Source organism: Salinivibrio sp. PR919 (assembly GCF_001995355.1).
Lineage (GTDB): Bacteria > Pseudomonadota > Gammaproteobacteria > Enterobacterales > Vibrionaceae > Salinivibrio > Salinivibrio proteolyticus.
In genome coordinates this window covers 14044-32356 of sequence record NZ_MUFL01000002.1, presented here as the reverse complement: position 1 = coordinate 32356, position 18313 = coordinate 14044, and the positions used below count along the sequence as shown (strand labels likewise).

The window sequence follows — 18313 nt, the reverse complement described above, 5'->3', positions numbered from 1 at the left end:
GAGGATAGCATTTTTAACTTAAAATTAAAATCTACCCCTTTTATGAAACATACGACTTAGGTCTTAGTGACGCAGCGCGCTAATCCCTATTCTTCTCACACTACTCACAGCATGTGTCGCGGTTGTGACTGATTCTACACCGCTTTTTTCCACGACGCAGTAATCAGTATGTTATCWAGTTCACAGCTTCACATCCGCGGTAGAAAGGTATTATTCCCCTTTGCTGTTGAAACTGCGCAATAGGTATTATTTTTATCAATAAAACCGAACTGTTCCGTTAAGTTTGTGGGGTTCTCGCCGATACGTCGTTAACCATTCACACACTTCTGCTAACTTAGACATTAGTACCATAAAAATATCCTAGTTTTTGTCACCCTATTGCGTGGCAAACCCTGTATTCATTGACTTGTAGAGAGAAGGGCATGAAGCTAAACCAACTCACTATTAAACAAAAACTCATCTTGGCCTTTGTGTCAGCCGTTATCGCCTCCACGGCGATTATCAGCTACATGAGCTTAAGCCAAGCTCGAGATATTATGGAAAAGCGGCTGTTGGAGAACGAGCTGCCAACCACCCTCACCCAATTTCGCGATTCGATTGATAGTGAAGTCAACCAGCTACAATCCGCCGCACGCCAGTTAGCCTCAAACCCTGTAATGCTCGATATGATCAGTAGCGACATGACAGCTAATGAAGAAGCGCGTGTCATCGAGCAACTCAATATATTGCGAGCACAATATGGACTGAATGACGCCAGTATTGCGAACCGTAAGACGGGGCAGTACTGGAATCAGAATGGCTTCTTGCGGGTCCTGACCCGCGATAAAGATGGGTGGTTCTATAACTTCCTAGACAGTGGCAATGCCACCATGGCGCAAGTGTTCCAAGAGGATAATGGGGATCTCAAACTGTTCGTGAACTTCCAGCAACTTAACGGGACAGGCCTGGCTGGGTTTTCACGCTCACTGGATGACATGACGCAATTTCTGAATCAATTCAAGATTGAGCAATCCGGCTTTGTTTTTCTCGTCAATGCGCAGGGCGAAGTTCAGCTCCATCGCGACACCAGCCTAATGGGAGAGAAGAACCTTACCGACTTATATGGTGCTCAAGCACGTAGCCTGCTTAACAAAGGTGACTTCAATTTACTCGACACCAAAGTGAATGGTGATGAACTTTTACTCGCCTCTAGCTATGTGCCTTCCATGGATTGGTTTGTGATCGCAGACGTCCCAGCAGACGAAGTCTATGCCCCGCTGAATCAAACGCGCAACCAAATTTTAATGGTCTCTGTCGTCGTCGGCCTATTGTTCGTTGTTGTCGCCATCTGGCTTGCTGCGACCATTACCAAGCCTATCCAATATGTCGCCAATGTATTCCGTGAAATAGGTGAAGGTGAAGGCGATCTGCGCCAACGTGTGGACATCAACAGCCAAGATGAAATTGGCCAACTCGCGTCTGGTTTCAATAGCTTTGTRGAAAAAATCCACCGCCTAGTCTCAGATGTGGCCGCCACGGGTGGTGAGCTAAGAAGCGCTGCCGAACAGGTCTCAGCACAAGCCAGCGCCACGCAATCGCAAAGTGAACATCAGCGAGATCGTACCGTTCAGGTGGTGACCGCGATTAACGAGATGGGCGCTACCGTCAATGAGATTGCTGGGAATGCGGCCAATGCCGCCAGCGCTGCGAATCAAGCCTCTGATGGTGCAGCCAGTGGCCAACAAGTCGTTACCCAAGCGCGAGATACGATTGCACGCCTAGCCGATGACATGGAGAACATGTCCAAGGTCGTCAGTGCATTAGCAGAGAATACTGACTCGATTGGCGGCATTTTGGATGTGATCCGCGGTATCTCCGAGCAAACGAATTTACTGGCACTCAATGCGGCGATTGAAGCGGCACGAGCGGGCGAACAAGGACGCGGATTTGCGGTTGTTGCCGACGAGGTGCGCAGTTTGGCAAGTCGTACATCTGACTCTACCGATGAAATTCAAACCATGATCGATCGCCTCCAACAAGAAGCGAGCAATGCGGTGCAAGCCATGGAGCAAAGCCGAGCGATGACGGCCGAAGGGGTCAATGCTTCCGACGAGGCGTCACAAGCACTCAATTTGATCAACGAGCAAATTGTCCAAATCTCGGATATGAACACCCAAGTGGCGACGGCTACCGAGGAGCAGTCCACCGTGGTGAATGACATTAACCAAAATATTGAAGAGATTAATCACAGCTCGCAGCAAACCGCTGATACCGCCAACACCATGGCAGAAGCCAGTGAGTCACTGCGCGATCTTTCTAAACGTCTTGATACCTTGGTTGGGAGCTTTAAGCTTTAAACGCTATCTTCTGACGCACGAAGCGGGCTTTGGCCCGCTTTTTTTATTCTTAAGCGGTACCTAACAGATATAAAAAAGCCCCGCATGGCGGGGCTTAATCAGAAAACGATAAACGCGCGGTTTATTTCTTTTTCTTTGCTTTTGGATTTGGCAGGTCAGTGATTGAGCCTTCAAACACTTCTGCGGCAAGACCAACAGACTCATGCAAAGTTGGGTGAGCGTGTACTGTCAATGCGACATCTTCGGCATCACAACCCATCTCGATAGCAAGGCCAATCTCGCCTAACAGTTCACCACCGTTAGTACCAACAACCGCACCACCGATCACGCGATGAGTGTCTTTATCGAAGATCATCTTAGTCATACCGTCGGCACAATCAGACGCGATCGCACGACCAGACGCGGCCCATGGGAAGGTAGCCACTTCGTAGTTAATGCCCTCTTCCTTACACTCTTTCTCGGTCTTACCGACCCATGCCACTTCTGGCTCAGTGTAAGCAATCGATGGGATCACTTTAGGATCGAAGTAGTGCTTCTTACCAGCAATGACTTCTGCGGCAACGTGGCCTTCATGCACACCTTTATGCGCAAGCATTGGCTGACCAACGATATCGCCAATTGCATAGATATGTGGCACGTTAGTACGCATTTGCTTATCAACACGGATAAAGCCACGGTCATCAACTTCAACGCCCGCTTGGCCAGCGTCAAGTAGCTTACCGTTTGGTGTACGGCCGATGGCAACCAGAACGGCATCATAGCGTACAGGCTCTGCTGGCGCTTTTTTGCCTTCCATGGTGACGTAGATGCCGTCTTCTTTGGCTTCTACCGCGGTCACCTTGGTTTCTAGCATCAGGTTAAATTTCTTGCTGATACGCTTGGTGAAGACCTTCACCACGTCTTTATCCGCAGCAGGGATCACTTGATCGAACATTTCAACAACGTCGATTTGTGAACCTAGCGAGTGATAAACCGTACCCATTTCTAGACCGATGATACCACCGCCCATTACCAGCAATTTCTCTGGTACTTCTTTGAGCTCAAGCGCGTCCGTTGAGTCCCAAATACGTGGGTCTTCATGCGGGATAAATGGCAGTTCGATTGGACGAGAGCCCGCCGCAATGATGGCATTATCAAAATTGATAGTGGTGGTTTCATCACCTTCAACTACTAGGGTGTTCGCGCCAGTGAAACGGCCTTTACCGTTAACAACAGTCACTTTACGCTGCTTGGCCATGCCACCCAGACCACCGGTCAGCTGACCGATAACCTTATCTTTCCAAGTGCGAATTTTGTCGATATCGGTTTGTGGCTCGCCGAAAACCACACCGTGATCCGCCATGGCTTTGGCTTCTTCGATCACTTTGGCAACGTGAAGTAGGGCTTTAGAAGGGATACAACCAACGTTTAGACATACACCACCTAGGGTGTTGTAACGTTCAACCAATACTGTTTCCAAACCTAGGTCGGCACAGCGGAAGGCGGCGGAGTATCCAGCAGGACCAGCGCCAAGGACGACGACTTGCGCTTTGATTTCTTTACTCATTCTGACCTCGTTGTAGTCTTATTCCCTGACAGGCTAAGAGCGGTAATTTTTTATTGTTGTGGGAGTTTGGAAGCCACAGTTTACAGCCATGTTAATGGGCTGAAAAATAAAAACCCATAGCCTGTGAGCTGCACAACAATTCCCAACCGGCCCATAACGGGCCGGAGGGTGTTGTCGGTGACGCGATTACAGTACCAAACGGCGGATGTCTGACAACAAGCCGTTGAGGTAAGTAATAAAGCGCGCGCCTTCGGCACCGTCAATCACACGGTGATCGTAAGACAGAGACAATGGCAGCATTAGGCGAGGTTCAAAGTCCTTACCGTTCCATACTGGTTTCATTTCTGACTTAGACACACCCAAGATAGACACTTCTGGTGCATTGACGATTGGCGTAAATGCCGTACCGCCTAGGCCACCTAGGCTCGAGATGGTAAAGCAACCACCCTGCATATCAGAGGCAGTGAGCTTGCCTGCACGAGCTTTCTTAGAAACCGCCATCAGCTCTTCAGATAACTCGTAGATGCCTTTTTTGTTCACGTCTTTGAACACAGGCACAACCAGACCGTTTGGCGTGTCAACGGCGATACCGATGTTGACATACTTCTTAAGGATCAGGCTTTCACCGTCTTCAGATAGCGACGAGTTGAACGAAGGGAAAGCTTCTAGCGCTTTCGCAGCCGCTTTCATGATGAACACCAATGGGGTGATCTTCATGCCAGACTCTTTCTTCTTCTCGATCGCATTTTGTTCTTTACGGAACGCTTCCACTTCAGTGATATCAGCGTTGTCCCACTGCGTCACGTGCGGGATCATCACCCAGTTACGTGCTAGGTTCGCACCAGAGATTTTCTTAATGCGAGACAGTGGTTTAACTTCGGTTTCACCGAATTTGCTGAAGTCCACTTTTGGCCAAGGGAGCAGACCCAGTGCGCTACCGTCGCCTGAACCCGATGCTGCACCCGATTCAAGGCGTTTCAGCGCTTCTTTTACAAAGCTCTGAACGTCTTCTTTCAGTACGCGTCCTTTACGGCCACTACCTTTTACCTTCGCAAGGTTCACGCCAAATTCACGGGCCAGACGACGAACAACAGGAGACGCATGCGCGTATTCTTTGTTCTCTACAAACTCGTCTTTGCCAGCGTCAGCTTTAGCCGCTGGGGCGTYAGCTTTGGCTGCAGGAGCGGGTGCCGCCTTCTCAGCAGCAGGTGCCGCTGCAGGTGCAGGCGCTGCTGGTGCGCTACCGGCAACTTCGAAGACCATGATCAACGAACCCGTCGAGACTTTATCGCCCGCGGCCACTTTGATTTCTTTCACTGTACCCGCAAACGGTGCAGGGACTTCCATTGACGCTTTGTCGCCTTCAACGGTGATCAGTGACTGCTCTTCTTCGATGGTGTCGCCTACCGCCACCATGATTTCAGTCACTTCAACTTCATCGCCACCGATATCAGGGACGTGAACGTCTTTGGCTTGTGCTGCTGCAGGCGCTGCTGGTGCCTCGGCGGCTGCAGGCGCTTGCGCTGGCGCGCTACCACCCACTTCGAACATCATGATCAGTGAGCCAGTTGACACCTTGTCACCCGCCGCGATCTTGATTTCTTTAACGGTACCCGCAAACGGTGCAGGCACTTCCATTGAGGCTTTATCGCCTTCAACAGTGATCAGTGACTGCTCTTCTTCAATGGTATCGCCAACCGCAACCATGATCTCGGTGACTTCGACTTCGTCACCACCGATATCAGGCACGTGCACTTCTTTGATTTCTGACGCAGCCGCTGGAGCAGCAGGGGCGGCTGGTGCCGCCTCTTGAGCTGGTGCGCTTTGCGCTGGCGCATCGGCTTCGAAGATCATAATCAAAGAGCCAGTGGTAACTTTGTCACCCTCAGCAATTTTGATTTCCTTGACCACGCCCGCTTGTGATGCAGGCACTTCCATGGATGCTTTATCACCTTCAACGGTGATTAACGACTGTTCTTCTTCGACCTTGTCGCCAACGCTAACAAGGATCTCAGTCACTTCTACTTCATCAGCACCGATGTCAGGTACATTAATCTCGATTGACATTATTTCAGCCTCTTACGCGAACAGCGGGTTTACTTTGTTGGTATCGATGTCGAATTTCTTGATAGCGTCCGCTACCAGTTTCTTGTCAACATCGCCACGCTTAGCCAGCTCGTTAAGCGCCGCAACAACCACATAGCCTGCGTTCACTTCGAAGTGACGACGTAGGTTTTCGCGGCTGTCAGAACGACCAAAGCCGTCAGTACCCAGAACTTTGTAAGATTCCGCTGGGATAAACGCGCGAACTTGGTCAGCGTAGTTCTTCATGTAGTCAGTCGCAGCAATCGCAGGCTCAGTTCCCATTACAGTTTGGATGTAAGGAACTTGTGCGTCTGCATCTGGGTGCAACATGTTGAAGCGCTCTGCATCTTGGCCGTCACGTGCCAACTCGTTGAACGAAGTCACGCTGTATACGTCAGACGCTACACCGTACTCATCGCTAAGCAGTTTCGCCGCTTTGCGCACTTCAGTCATGATGGTGCCAGAGCCCATTAGCTGAACTTTCGCTTTGTCGCCCGTGTAGGTTTCTAGCTTGTAGATACCTTTACGGATACCTTCTTCCGCGCCCTCAGGCATGGCTGGCTGATGATAGTTTTCGTTCATCAGCGTCAGGTAGTAGTAGATGTTTTCTTGGTCAGGACCGTACATGCGACGGATACCGTCTTGCATGATCACTGCCACTTCGTACGCGAAGGTTGGGTCGTAAGAAACACAGTTAGGCACAGTGCTCGCCAGAATATGGCTGTGACCGTCTTCGTGCTGCAGACCTTCACCGTTCAGGGTAGTACGACCGGCAGTAGCACCCAATAGGAAACCACGTGCTTGTTGGTCACCTGCCATCCACGCCATGTCGCCAACACGTTGGAAGCCGAACATTGAGTAGTAGATGTAGAATGGGATCATTGGCAGATCGTTGGTGCTGTAAGAGGTCGCCGCCGCTACCCACGATGACATCGCGCCTAGCTCGTTGATCCCTTCTTGCAGTACTTGACCGCCTTGGTCTTCTTTGTAGTAAGACACCACACCACGGTCTTCAGGGGTGTATGTCTGACCATGTGGGTTGTAGATACCTACTTGACGGAACAGGCCTTCCATACCGAAAGTACGCGCTTCGTCAGCAATGATAGGTACAATGTTTTTGCCGATGTTTTTGTCTTTCAGCAATACATTCAAAGAGCGTACAAAGGCCATGGTGGTGGAGATATCACGCTTCTGCTCAGACAGCAGGGCTGAGAAATCATCCAGTTTTGGCAGTGTTAGCTCTTTAGTAAAGTTAGGCAGACGTTGCGGGGTGTAACCGTGCAGCGCTTTACGGCGCGCGTGCAGGTACTCATACTCCGCTGAACCTTCTTCCAACTGTAGGTAAGGCAGGTTTTGTACGTCTTCATCAGACAGCAAGTCTTGCAGGCCAAGACGATCACGCATGGCAATGACGTGGGTCATGTCCATTTTCTTCACTTGGTGCGCGATGTTCTTACCTTCTGCCGCTTCACCCATGCCGTAACCTTTAACGGTTTTCGCTAGGATAACGGTTGGACGGTCATTGCACTCTTGTGCCGCTTTGAACGCAGCAAACAGTTTTGATGGCTCATGACCACCACGCTTCAGTGCAAAGATTTCTTCGTCGGTCATATCAGCAACCAAAGCCGCTGTTTCTGGATACTTACCGAAGAAGTGCTCACGCACGTAGGCGCCATCTTTTGACTTGAAGGTTTGGTAATCGCCGTCGATGGTTTCGTTCATCAACTGCAGCAGTTTACCTGAGGTATCTTTCGCCAGCAGTTTATCCCAGCCAGAACCCCAAACCACTTTGATCACGTTCCAGCCAGCACCTTTGAATAGGCCTTCTAGCTCTTGGATGATCTTACCGTTACCCATTACAGGGCCATCAAGGCGCTGCAGGTTACAGTTGATCAGGAAGCATAGGTTGTCCAGTTTTTCACGGGCCGCGAACGACAGCGCACCACGTGATTCTGGCTCATCCATCTCACCATCACCCAAGAACGCATAAACGCGTTGCTCTGAGGTGTCTTTCAGACCGCGACCGTGCAGATACTTGAGGAAACGCGCTTGGTAGATAGACGCAATAGGACCCAGACCCATAGAAACGGTAGGGAATTGCCAGAATTCAGGCATCAGTTTCGGGTGTGGGTAAGAAGAAATACCTTTACCGTCTACTTCTTGGCGGAAGTTGTCGAGCTGCTCAGCAGTGAGACGACCTTCAACAAACGCACGCGCGTAGATACCTGGAGAGATGTGACCTTGATAATACACCAAATCGCCGCCGTCTTTTTCATTCGGCGCACGGAAGAAGTGGTTGAAACAGGTCTCGTAGAAAGCAGCCGATGACTGGAATGATGCCATGTGGCCACCCAGCTCTAAATCTTTCTTGGACGCACGCAACACGATCATGATTGCGTTCCAACGAATGATAGAACGGATACGACGTTCCAGATTCACATCACCTGGGTAAGCAGGTTCTTGATCGGCAGGAATGGTATTTACATAGTTGGTGGTCACGCCAGTTGGCATGTCAACACCGTCTAAACGTGCTTGTCCCAGTACTTGCTCCAGAAGGAACTGGGCACGTTCTACACCTTCTTCACGAACGACTGACTCGAGGGCTTGTAGCCACTCTTGAGTCTCAAGTGCGTCCACGTCATGTTTCATGACTTCAGACATGGCGATCTATCCTTTCGTTGATTGACTCATACAAAACAAACGTTGTCGCAGCTGGAGACACCGCTTGCCCTTTCTTTTGGGCGAATCCGGTATTATTCCAACTCGTCCTTGCGTTGTTGAATTCGACGCAGAGACCGTTCTCGACGGCTTTCTTCACGGCCAAGATCCAACAGAGTTTCCTCAATGTAAGCTAAGTGTGCATGTGACGCCTGTCTGGCTTTTTCTGGTTCGCCAGCAGTAATCGCATCCACGATCTCAGCCCGGTGTCGGCTGACGTTTTCCACCGTTTCTTGGCGGCGGTAAAGTAGCTCAAAGTTTTGCAGAATATTCTGCTCCAGCAGCGGCGCAAGACTGCGCATAATATAAAGCAGCACCACATTGTGTGCCGCTTCCGTTACTGCAACTAAATACTGCATGACAGCCGAGGCTTCTGCCTCTAAGTCCCCTTGTTGCTGCGCATGACGAATTGCATCATGGCAGTCACATATCCGCTTGAAGTCTTCTTTCGTGCCGCGAAGGGCGGCAAAGTAAGAAGAGATGCCTTCCAGCGCATGACGTGACTCCAGCAAATCAAGTTGGGTTTCAGGATGGTCCGCCAATAACTCTAGCAGGGGTTCAGAGAATCGCTGCCACAGTCGTTCACTGACAAAAGTGCCGCCACCTTGTTTACGCGTCAGCAACTTTTTAGCTTCAAGTCGCTGGATCGCTTCACGCACTGACGGACGCGACACATCAAATTGTTTTGCCAACTCCCGCTCAGGCGGTAACTTCTGGCCCGGCGATAAAGTGCCTTCCAGAATTAAACCTTCGAGCTCTTTCTCGATAACGTCTGAGAGTTTGGGTTGACGAATTCTTTGATATGCCATTGTTTTTGTTGACCATCCGTCTTAGCAGCTTTCACTGCCTTCGACAGAAACTGACTGGTTGTCAATTGGTAATACCAATTTTTTATAATCCTTTAAAGTTACCAGACAGCAGATATTGTGTCCACCWGAASTTTGATTGACATCATGGAAACGACTGTATCTTTAAGGTGACAGTCGGCACACTCTGGCTCGCAAAAATTGGTCTGACCAATAAACACTTTATTAACAAGTCGCTTTTTTACAGCCCCACGAGCCTAAACAAGCGCGTGATGCCGCCACACTATTTGACGATCAGCGAATTATAGTAGGGCCAATCAAATGCAGGGCCCGGATCGGTTTTTCTTCCCGGCGCAATATGTTCATGGCCGGTAATACGATCACAGGTAATGGCTGGATAATACTGCATCAGCGTACGGGTGATYGTCGCTAAAGCTTGGTACTGCGGATCGGTATAAGGTAGGTCATCCGTGCCCTCGAGCTCGATACCGATCGAAAAGTCATTGCATTGCTCGCGTCCGTCAAAACACGAAGCGCCAGCATGCCACGCACGCTCGTTGAATGGTACAAACTGGATCACACTTCCATCTCGTCGGATCAGTAGGTGCGCGGAGACGCGAAGATCGGCGATCTCAGCAAAATAAGGGTGCTCACTCGCGTCGAGCTGACCTTGAAAAAACTGTTCAATATAGGGTCCATCAAACTGTCCTGGCGGGAGGCTAATATTGTGGATGACCAGTAAGGAAATCTCTTCCCCATCGGGTCGTTGGTTGTAGTGGGGAGATGGGCAAGCGCGCGCGCCCACCAGCCAATGATCGTTGATGTTTGAAAAAGACATGCCGCTATCCATGGTTGGACTGGACGATTACTCTATCTCGCGGGTGTTCAGATTGGAATAGAAGCAGCAACCCGCGCTTGGATTCGCTTTGGCGTGATACATGGCCGCATCAGCTTGATTCATCAATTGTTGCAATTCCAGCCCATCGGTGGGGAAACAGCTCACCCCGATACTCAGAGAAAGCTCTAGCTCTGCACCATTGGTCACCATGGGCGCGCGCATTTCTTGCATAATGCGCTCAATCACCTCGTGCAGTGCCTGTTTATCCGCCAATAAATCGAGCCAAACAATAAACTCATCGCCGCCTAAACGCCCGACTAAATCAGAGCGTCGCACCGCAAGCTTTAACCGCTGGCTAACGACTTTTAGCAATTCATCCCCCACCCCGTGACCATAGGTATCATTCACTTCTTTAAATCGGTTTACATCGATAAACAGCAACGCGGCTTTAGTTTGCGCGCGTGAAGCACGCATCAAGGCCACCTCCACATGTGACTCAAACGCGCGGCGATTAAACAATCGCGTGAGTTCATCATGCTCGGCTAAATACATTAGCTGTTGCTGTTGCTCTCGCAGTTGCTGAGTTTGTTGGGCAATCTCTTCGGCAAGCTGCTCTTTGCGCACCATAGTATTTTTCAAGGTACGTTTCATCTCGTTAACGTGGGCGGCAAGATCAGACATCTCGTCAGAGGTTTCGAGTGAAAGCTGAGTGGTTAAATCCCCTTGCTTTATTTTCGCCACATCGTCATGCAGTTCTTCTAACCGCTGGAAGAAACGTCGCCGTGTGTTAGTGGCTAACGCGGTCACTAACAGCGCCAGTAAGATCAGCACACCGCCATGGAGGAGAAGCAAGGCTTTTTGTTGCTGCCCAGCTGAGTGCATCGCTTCTTGACGCATGGAGAAGGCCGCCTCACTCATGGTTTGCAATAGCATGTTATAGCGAGAAAACACCATCAATCGCGAGGTATCCGTAGTATTGATCTCGCTATGACGTCGCGCTGATAAGACAAGTAAAGTATCGATACTCTGTGCCGCTTGGCGAATCACTTGGATAGACTGTAACGGCAATTCACTGTTTTTTTCACGAAGGCGTTGCAGTAAGGTTTGGTTGGCATGATACGCATCTTGGCGTGTTTCCGCGCTATGGTACTGCTGATATAACCAAAGCCTTCCCCGCACCGCATCAATTTGTGAATGTAAAGAGACGATGGCATCGAGACGATGTTGGACCTGAGTTTGTTTATAAAATAACTCGACGGTGATAAGTAAGGTGATCATGGTGAGCGCAGCACAAGCATACACCACGACACTTAACTGTTGTCCTATCTTCATTTTAATAAGCTCGCCTTATGCGTCGCCTCCGTTAAAGGGCCAGGATTTAGCAAACGACGAAAGCTCGGTTCCGTCCCTGCCACTAGTCCAGCTTCTCGCGCCCACATAGCTTGATTTTTCAAGCTAAGGAGTAAAGCGTCGCTCAGGGATAGCCGAAAAAGATAATCTTGCCACAGCCATGCCAGCTGGTTGTCGGGAATCGATAAGTAGTCGGCCACGACTGCTTTTGATTCATTAGGATAAAGATGAATATAATCAATCGCGTCATCGAGCCCTGCAATCACTTGGCGCATATGCTGGTGTTGATGAATGTTTAATGGGCTTCGGCTCGCCAATAAAAAAGAGAGGTTGTGCAGCCCTTTACTGTTAAATTGCGATACACGCTGCTGCGCCTCTTGCATGATGTGATAGCCGTAAGGCTCCCAAATAGAAATCGCATCCACCTCCCCACGTAATAATGCGCCGGGAAGTTGGTCTGGAGAGTAGTAGGCCTTTCGTATCGGTAACTCAGATAGACCATTCAAATTCAGCATTAAGTCTAAGAAGAACTCGCTGGCACTCGATTGCACCACGCCAACACGCGCATTCGCCAGCACATCTAAAGATTGGTGAATCGGCAACGTCAATGACCAGAGCTTAACGTCGTTATTGGACTCTACAAAGCTGGCGAGGATATTAAAGTCATCGCGTTGAAAACTATTAAACATCGCCACTGTTTCGGAGACCGTCGCGAGATCGGCCTCCCCCGCCATTAGCGAATTGAAGCTTTTTACTCCACCATGGACAGGCCTTAACGTAACCCCTATACCTTGTTGTTCAAAAAAGCCTTTTTTCTTCGCAATAATGATTGGAGCGGCAAGCGGGGTGAGCGATACCGCGATCGTCATAGTCGGCCCACTGTTGGTAACTGGCGCACGCACCCCTTGCCATACCCAATATCCCAGTATTGCGATGGCTAACATGGCACATAATGCCAATAGTCGTTTCATTGTTGCGCCTCATAAGTGTGTGCTGACACCAAGTATAGTCAAGGTTTAGACAGGCTATGTACAAAAAACAAGACGACAAAAAAGTTTACCGCGGCAGTAGCTGCATTTCATCACCAGTGAGGTTATCATTTCGGCAACTTTTGACTGCACCAGTGAGCCAAGATGACGTCGACAACTTCTCCATTTCGCGCGGTACACGATAGCGATAGCCGCTTTGCTTATCTCACCTCGCACCTTGATGCGGACGTAAAACGTCTAGTTTCTGAGACACTTCGAGAAGACTTGGGAGGAGAGATTGATCCCAGTCAGGACATTACCGCAAGCTTAATCTCTGCCGACTCGGTCTCCACCGCTACTTTGATCACCCGAGAAGCTGGGGTATTTTGTGGTCAGGCGTTTGCCGATGAGGTGTTTCGTCAACTCGGCGGTACCGTGTCACTCACTTGGCATGTCAAAGATGGCGACAAAGTGACGCCAAACCAAACCCTGTGTACCCTGCACGGCCCCTCGCGGATTATTTTGACCGGCGAGCGTAATGCGATGAATTTCATTCAAACCTTGTCAGGCTGCGCCAGTAAGGTTGCGACCTATGTGGCGGCGCTTAATGGCACGCACACCCAATTACTCGACACCCGCAAAACCATTCCAGGGCTGCGCAGTGCGTTGAAGTACGCGGTCGCGTGTGGTGGCGGCCATAATCATCGGATTGGGGTGTTCGATGCATATTTGATTAAAGAAAATCATATTCTTGCCTGTGGGGGCATTGCTAATGCCGTGCAAGAAGCCCGTCGCCTTAACCCCGATAAGCCAGTGGAAGTAGAAACAGAAACCTTGGCCGAACTGCAACAAGCCATTGATGCGGGGGCCGATGTGGTGATGCTGGATAACTTCACCATTCCCATGATGCGTGAAGCGGTAGCGCTCAACCAAGGCCGTGTCGCCCTCGAAGTGTCTGGAAACGTCACCTTGGACACCCTCGCCGACTATGCTGCCACAGGCGTGGATTATATTTCCGTAGGCGCGCTGACCAAGCATGTTACTGCGCTCGACTTATCCATGCGCTTCCAATAACCCTTCTGTTGGCAAGATGATGAGGCCGCTTCTTACAAGCGGCCTTTTTATAACAATTTCGTGACAAAAAATTTGTAGTCTGTCGAACACTGCAACAGAAAAAACCCGCTGTTACATCAAGGTTTTATCCTTGACTCTCAAACTTATGTTCCCCCTCTTTTTTGCGCCACACGCACGAGCGTAAAGTGCTGGCACTGATTGTTGCCCACTCACTTTGCGGCAACTCATGATTACGAGGAGAGAAATAGGATGAAAAAGCAACAAGGGTTTAGCTTGATTGAGTTACTGGTGGTATTAGGCATTATTGGCGCCCTGACTGCCATCGCCGTTCCGCAATACCAAAAGTATCAAGACAAAGCCAAAGTCACTGCCGCGATTGCCACATTAACCAATATGCGCTCCGTGGTAGAAGCGCAGATAATGGAAACGGGCGCGTTCCCAAACAACGACCAAAAAACCAAAGAAAATCTTGGTATTCCTGGTGATGTAGAGTTCACTGAGATTAGTGGCGTTAAAGGAAACATGAAAATAGCCGTGCAGGGGATGCCGGAGGGTAATAATGTCATACTCGCACGGAGCGAGAAAGGCAAGTGGACATGCACGCAACCATCGAAAACCATAGAAGTTAATGGCTGTCCGAGTGACGACGGTAGTACAGGCGGTGATCCAAGCAAAGGCTAAGTCTAACTAATCAATCCGCAACCTAGCACAGGCTTGTGCTAGGTTTTATCAGCATTGAAAAGCGTTATTTATGATCCCGACCGCTCAGTTGTATCAAGCCGGTTTATTGACTGATGCCCAGCGCGATATGCTGGGCATTGGCGAACATACCTCGCTCAGTCTTGCGCATTTACTCGATGCTGGGGTTGACCCCACCGCGCTCGCCCATACCCTCGCTAACCTGCATCATCTTCCATTTGCAGAAAGCCATCAGTATCCGTTTAAAGACACCTGCTATGCCCTCGACCGGCGTGATTTAATTCAGCGTCACCAAGTGCTACCGCTTGCTCAGCAAGGCCAAGAGCTATTACTGGGGGTCAGTGACCCAGATAACGCAGAAGCTGTCGCTGACTTTCGCTTTTCTACTGGGCTCAATGTCCGGTTGGTGGTGCTCAGTCAGCCAGATTTGGATGCTGCGTTGCGCCACTTATACGGGGCAGATATCGATGGCACTGGCGATGGCATCACCATCAGTGATCAGGACTTAGCGGCTCTGACCGTCACCGATAGCCCACAAGAGGACAGTGCCGAGCTACAAAGCGATCAGGCGCCCATCAGTCGCTACATTCAGCAGATCTTGGTGGATGCGGTGCGCAAAAAAGCCTCCGACGTACACTTCGAGCCCTTTGAGCATCACTACCAGATTCGCTTTCGCCAAGACGGTTTATTGCAAACCTATGCCCATCCTCCGGCTGGGGTCTCGCGGCGGCTATCGACCCGGCTCAAAATCTTAGCTCAACTCAATATTGCTGAACGACGTTTGCCACAGGACGGGCGCATCAAGCTGACCCTCACCGCCGATCACACCGTCGATATGCGCGTCTCTACCTTGCCAACCATTTGGGGTGAGAAAGTGGTGGTTCGTCTGCTAGATAATGGCCAACAGCAATTAACCTTGCATGATTTAGGCTTAACCGAGTGGCAACGCCAGCACTATCAAGACGCATTGGATAGACCGCAAGGCATGATTTTGTTTACCGGCCCAACCGGAAGCGGCAAAACCGTCTCTTTATACAGTGGGTTAAAATATCTCAATCAGCCCGAGCGCAATATAGCCACCGTCGAAGATCCGGTTGAGATCCAGCTAGAGGGCGTCAACCAAGTCAACGTTAATACGGCCATTGGTTTAGATTTTGCCACCGCACTCCGTGCGTTTTTGCGTCAAGATCCCGATGTGGTCATGGTGGGGGAAATTCGCGATCTCGACACCGCTGAAATCGGGATCAAGGCCGCGCAAACCGRTCATCTGGTGTTATCAACCCTGCATACCAATTCCGCCGCCGAGAGCATCACCCGTTTATCTCATATGGGCATTGCGCCCTACAACCTTGCTAGTTCTCTAACCTTGGTGGTGGCCCAACGTTTGGTCCGCCGTTTATGTCCGATGTGTAAACAGCCGCATCCAGCTGATGACCCGCACCTTCAGCACTTAGCCAACCTCTACCCGACTTTAACCCCAAACACCTTGTACCAAGCCCATCCTCACGGCTGCTATCAGTGTTATCAAGGCTATCAAGGTCGCACAGGTGTGTATGAGGTGCTTCCTGTGACCGAGACCATTGCCAGCGCTATTTACCGCAATGCCAGTGCCATCGAACTGACCCAACTGGCGACGGAGGAAGGGATGTGGCGATTAGCCGAATCCGGGATTGCCAAACTCAACCAAGGGATCACCAGCATTCAAGAGCTTACTCGCGTTATTCAGCTTGCCTAAGGAGTCTTCATGGCCAAACCCACGCTGTTTCTCTTTCATTGGCGCCAAGCCGCTGCAGGCGGCGACAAAAAAGGTCAGGTGTTCGCCTATACCGAGCAGGATGCTCGCCAACAGTTGGCGAGCCAATCGATCTTGCCCACACGCATCATTCGCCGTCGGCTATCGAGCTTTCAGCAGCGCCGTCACAAAGCCAACGCGGCGGATATCACTCAGTTTTCCCGCGATCTCACCACCCTGCTTGAGTCTGGGATCCCCATTGTACAAGCCCTCAACCTCATCGCGCTCAATCAGGTCAAAGCCGAGATGCGCTTGCTGGTGCGTCATATTCGCCAGCAACTCGAAGCCGGTACCAGTTTGAGTGATGCGTTGGCGCAAGCGACTCCCTTGTTTGATCGCTTCTACTGCGATCTGGTCGCAACAGGTGAGCAAACCGGGCAATTGCCGCAGGTCTTTGCCCGGTTAACCTTGTATCGTGAAAAGCAGGCGCAGCTTCGTAGTAAAGTGATTAAAGCCATGATCTATCCCACCATCGTGATCAGCGTGGCCTTGGGAGTGAGTGCCTATCTGCTGGTATTCGTGATCCCGAAATTTAAACATATTTTTGACTCCTTCGGCGCCGAGCTACCTTGGCTGACCCAACAAGTCCTCGCCTTATCCGACATCGTGAGCCAGCACGCATTGACCATCACATTGATAATGGCGGGCCTTGCCGCTGCCCACCAACTACTGCAGCGTAAAAACGCGACCTACCAATATTACTATGACCGCTGGCTACTGCGACTGCCCGTCATCGGTGAAGTGGTGAGTAAAGCCTGCATTGCCAAGTTTTCTCGTACCCTCGCCACCACCTTTAGTGCCGGCATTCCGTTACTTTCTGGCTTACAAGCGGCCACGAAATCCATGACCAACGCCTATTATGTTCACGCGCTCAACGCAGTTTACCAGCACACCGCGACCGGTATTCCACTCCACCAAGCATTGCGTGACAGCGACAGCTTCCCTGTAATGGTGACGCAAATGGTGATGATTGGCGAGGAGTCGGGATCACTCGATAATATGCTCAACCGCATCGCGCAAATCTATGAAGCCGAAGTCGATAACACCGTGGACAACCTCGGTAAAATCATCGAGCCCCTGTTAATTTTAGTGCTGGGACTATTGATTGGCGGCTTGGTGGTGGCCATGTATTTACCGATTTTCAATCTGATGTCCGTTCTTGGCTAGCCAAGATAGAGTCTCTCGCCACAAGGCGCTATGATGCGCACAAGGTTTATACCCAGAAGGTCCCATGTTGATATTCTCATCGCCGTTATTCATCGTTCTTGCCGGCCTATTCGGCCTGATTATCGGTAGCTTTTTAAATGTGGTTATCGCACGTTTGCCAATCATGATGGCGCGTCGTTGGCGCCAAGAATGCTTGGCCACGTTTCCCGATGCTAATATTGACGCCCCTGACGGGCAGCGTTTTGATTTGTGTCTCCCCGCGTCTCACTGTCCGGCCTGTGAGCAAACCATTCGCTGGTATGACAATATTCCGCTGCTCAGTTGGCTGGCTTTAAAAGGCCGCTGCCGCCATTGTCAGCTCCCCATCAGTAAACGCTATCCGTTGGTGGAGATGACCAGCGCAATACTTTGCATGCTCCCCGCTTGGCTTCTCGCCTCCCCGACATGGGCCATCGCCGTGATGGCGGCCAGTTTAGTCTTGCTAGCCCTAACCTTGATTGATTGGGAAACCCTGTTGCTGCCCGATCAACTCACCTTACCTTTGATGTGGGCCGGCATCGGCCTTGCGCTAATCGGCATCAGCCCAGTCACCCTCAGTGAAAGTGTGATTGGCGCCATGGTCGGTTATGTCAGCCTTTGGAGCCTCTTTTGGGCTTTTAAGCTCATCACCGGCAAAGAAGGCATGGGCTATGGCGACTTTAAGCTTTTTGCCGCCTTGGGGGCTTGGCTGGGATGGCAAGTACTGCCGCTATTGATCCTGCTGGCCTCATTGAGTGGCGCCGTGATTGGCACGATCGTACTCCGCCGACAGCAGCAAGGACTGCAACAGCCGTTTGCCTTTGGTCCTTTTATTGCGATCGCCGGCTGGGTCTGCCTCCTGTGGGGTGATGGCCTGTTACACTGGTATCTTTCACAAGTATTGGGAGTATAGGTT

General features: G+C 50.6%; 13 protein-coding genes. 6 read left to right on the top strand and 7 right to left on the bottom strand.

The features are described 5' to 3' along the window. Positions 1-422: 422 nt before the first annotated feature. Complete coding sequence (locus BZG83_RS00550) at positions 423-2336, top strand: methyl-accepting chemotaxis protein (RefSeq protein WP_077478959.1); 1914 nt, start codon at positions 423-425, stop codon at positions 2334-2336. Positions 2337-2457: 121 nt separating this feature from the next. Here BZG83_RS00550 and lpdA read toward each other — a convergent pair whose 3' ends face one another. The 7 genes from lpdA to BZG83_RS00515 all read right to left on the bottom strand — a co-directional run bounded on the left by lpdA (position 2458) and on the right by BZG83_RS00515 (position 12650). After that, a complete protein-coding gene (gene lpdA / locus BZG83_RS00545; RefSeq protein WP_069586620.1) occupies positions 2458-3882 on the bottom strand; it encodes a dihydrolipoyl dehydrogenase in 1425 nt (474 codons plus the stop codon). 186 nt (positions 3883-4068) lie between these two features. After that, the gene (gene aceF, locus BZG83_RS00540) at positions 4069-5949 is read right to left on the bottom strand and encodes a pyruvate dehydrogenase complex dihydrolipoyllysine-residue acetyltransferase (protein WP_077478958.1); all 1881 of its coding nucleotides are present in this window, start codon (positions 5947-5949) and stop codon (positions 4069-4071) included. A gap of 12 nt (positions 5950-5961) precedes the next feature. Beyond that, positions 5962-8628, bottom strand: coding sequence for a pyruvate dehydrogenase (acetyl-transferring), homodimeric type (gene aceE / locus BZG83_RS00535; RefSeq protein ID WP_077478957.1), 2667 nt, complete (start codon positions 8626-8628; stop codon positions 5962-5964). Positions 8629-8720: 92 nt separating this feature from the next. After that, the gene (pdhR, locus tag BZG83_RS00530; RefSeq protein ID WP_069586617.1) at positions 8721-9494 is read right to left on the bottom strand and encodes a pyruvate dehydrogenase complex transcriptional repressor PdhR; all 774 of its coding nucleotides are present in this window, start codon (positions 9492-9494) and stop codon (positions 8721-8723) included. Positions 9495-9774: 280 nt separating this feature from the next. Then, positions 9775-10329 (bottom strand): 1,6-anhydro-N-acetylmuramyl-L-alanine amidase AmpD, encoded by a 555-nt coding sequence (ampD, locus tag BZG83_RS00525; protein ID WP_077478956.1) that lies wholly within the window; start codon positions 10327-10329, stop codon positions 9775-9777. 27 nt (positions 10330-10356) lie between these two features. Continuing rightward, positions 10357-11661 (bottom strand): diguanylate cyclase domain-containing protein, encoded by a 1305-nt coding sequence (locus BZG83_RS00520; protein ID WP_077478955.1) that lies wholly within the window; start codon positions 11659-11661, stop codon positions 10357-10359. Beyond that, positions 11658-12650: an ABC transporter substrate-binding protein gene (locus tag BZG83_RS00515; protein ID WP_077478954.1), complete on the bottom strand. Its 993-nt coding sequence runs from the start codon at positions 12648-12650 to the stop codon at positions 11658-11660. Before BZG83_RS00515 ends, BZG83_RS00520 begins: the two co-directional genes overlap by 4 nt. Positions 12651-12812: 162 nt before the next feature. On the opposite strand from BZG83_RS00515, the gene nadC reads away from it, so the two are divergent. The 5 genes from nadC to BZG83_RS00490 all read left to right on the top strand — a co-directional run bounded on the left by nadC (position 12813) and on the right by BZG83_RS00490 (position 18310). Next, positions 12813-13721 carry a carboxylating nicotinate-nucleotide diphosphorylase gene (gene nadC, locus BZG83_RS00510; RefSeq protein WP_077478953.1) on the top strand — a complete coding sequence of 303 codons (909 nt, stop codon included), beginning with the start codon at positions 12813-12815 and terminating at the stop codon, positions 13719-13721. Between the two features lie 249 nt (positions 13722-13970). Then, a complete protein-coding gene (locus BZG83_RS00505; RefSeq protein ID WP_077478952.1) occupies positions 13971-14402 on the top strand; it encodes a pilin in 432 nt (143 codons plus the stop codon). 70 nt (positions 14403-14472) lie between these two features. Further along, a complete protein-coding gene (gene pilB, locus BZG83_RS00500; protein ID WP_077478951.1) occupies positions 14473-16155 on the top strand; it encodes a type IV-A pilus assembly ATPase PilB in 1683 nt (560 codons plus the stop codon). Positions 16156-16164: 9 nt separating this feature from the next. Next, the gene (locus BZG83_RS00495; RefSeq protein WP_077478950.1) at positions 16165-17379 is read left to right on the top strand and encodes a type II secretion system F family protein; all 1215 of its coding nucleotides are present in this window, start codon (positions 16165-16167) and stop codon (positions 17377-17379) included. A gap of 64 nt (positions 17380-17443) precedes the next feature. Next, positions 17444-18310 carry a prepilin peptidase gene (locus tag BZG83_RS00490; protein ID WP_077478949.1) on the top strand — a complete coding sequence of 289 codons (867 nt, stop codon included), beginning with the start codon at positions 17444-17446 and terminating at the stop codon, positions 18308-18310. Positions 18311-18313 lie beyond the last annotated feature (3 nt).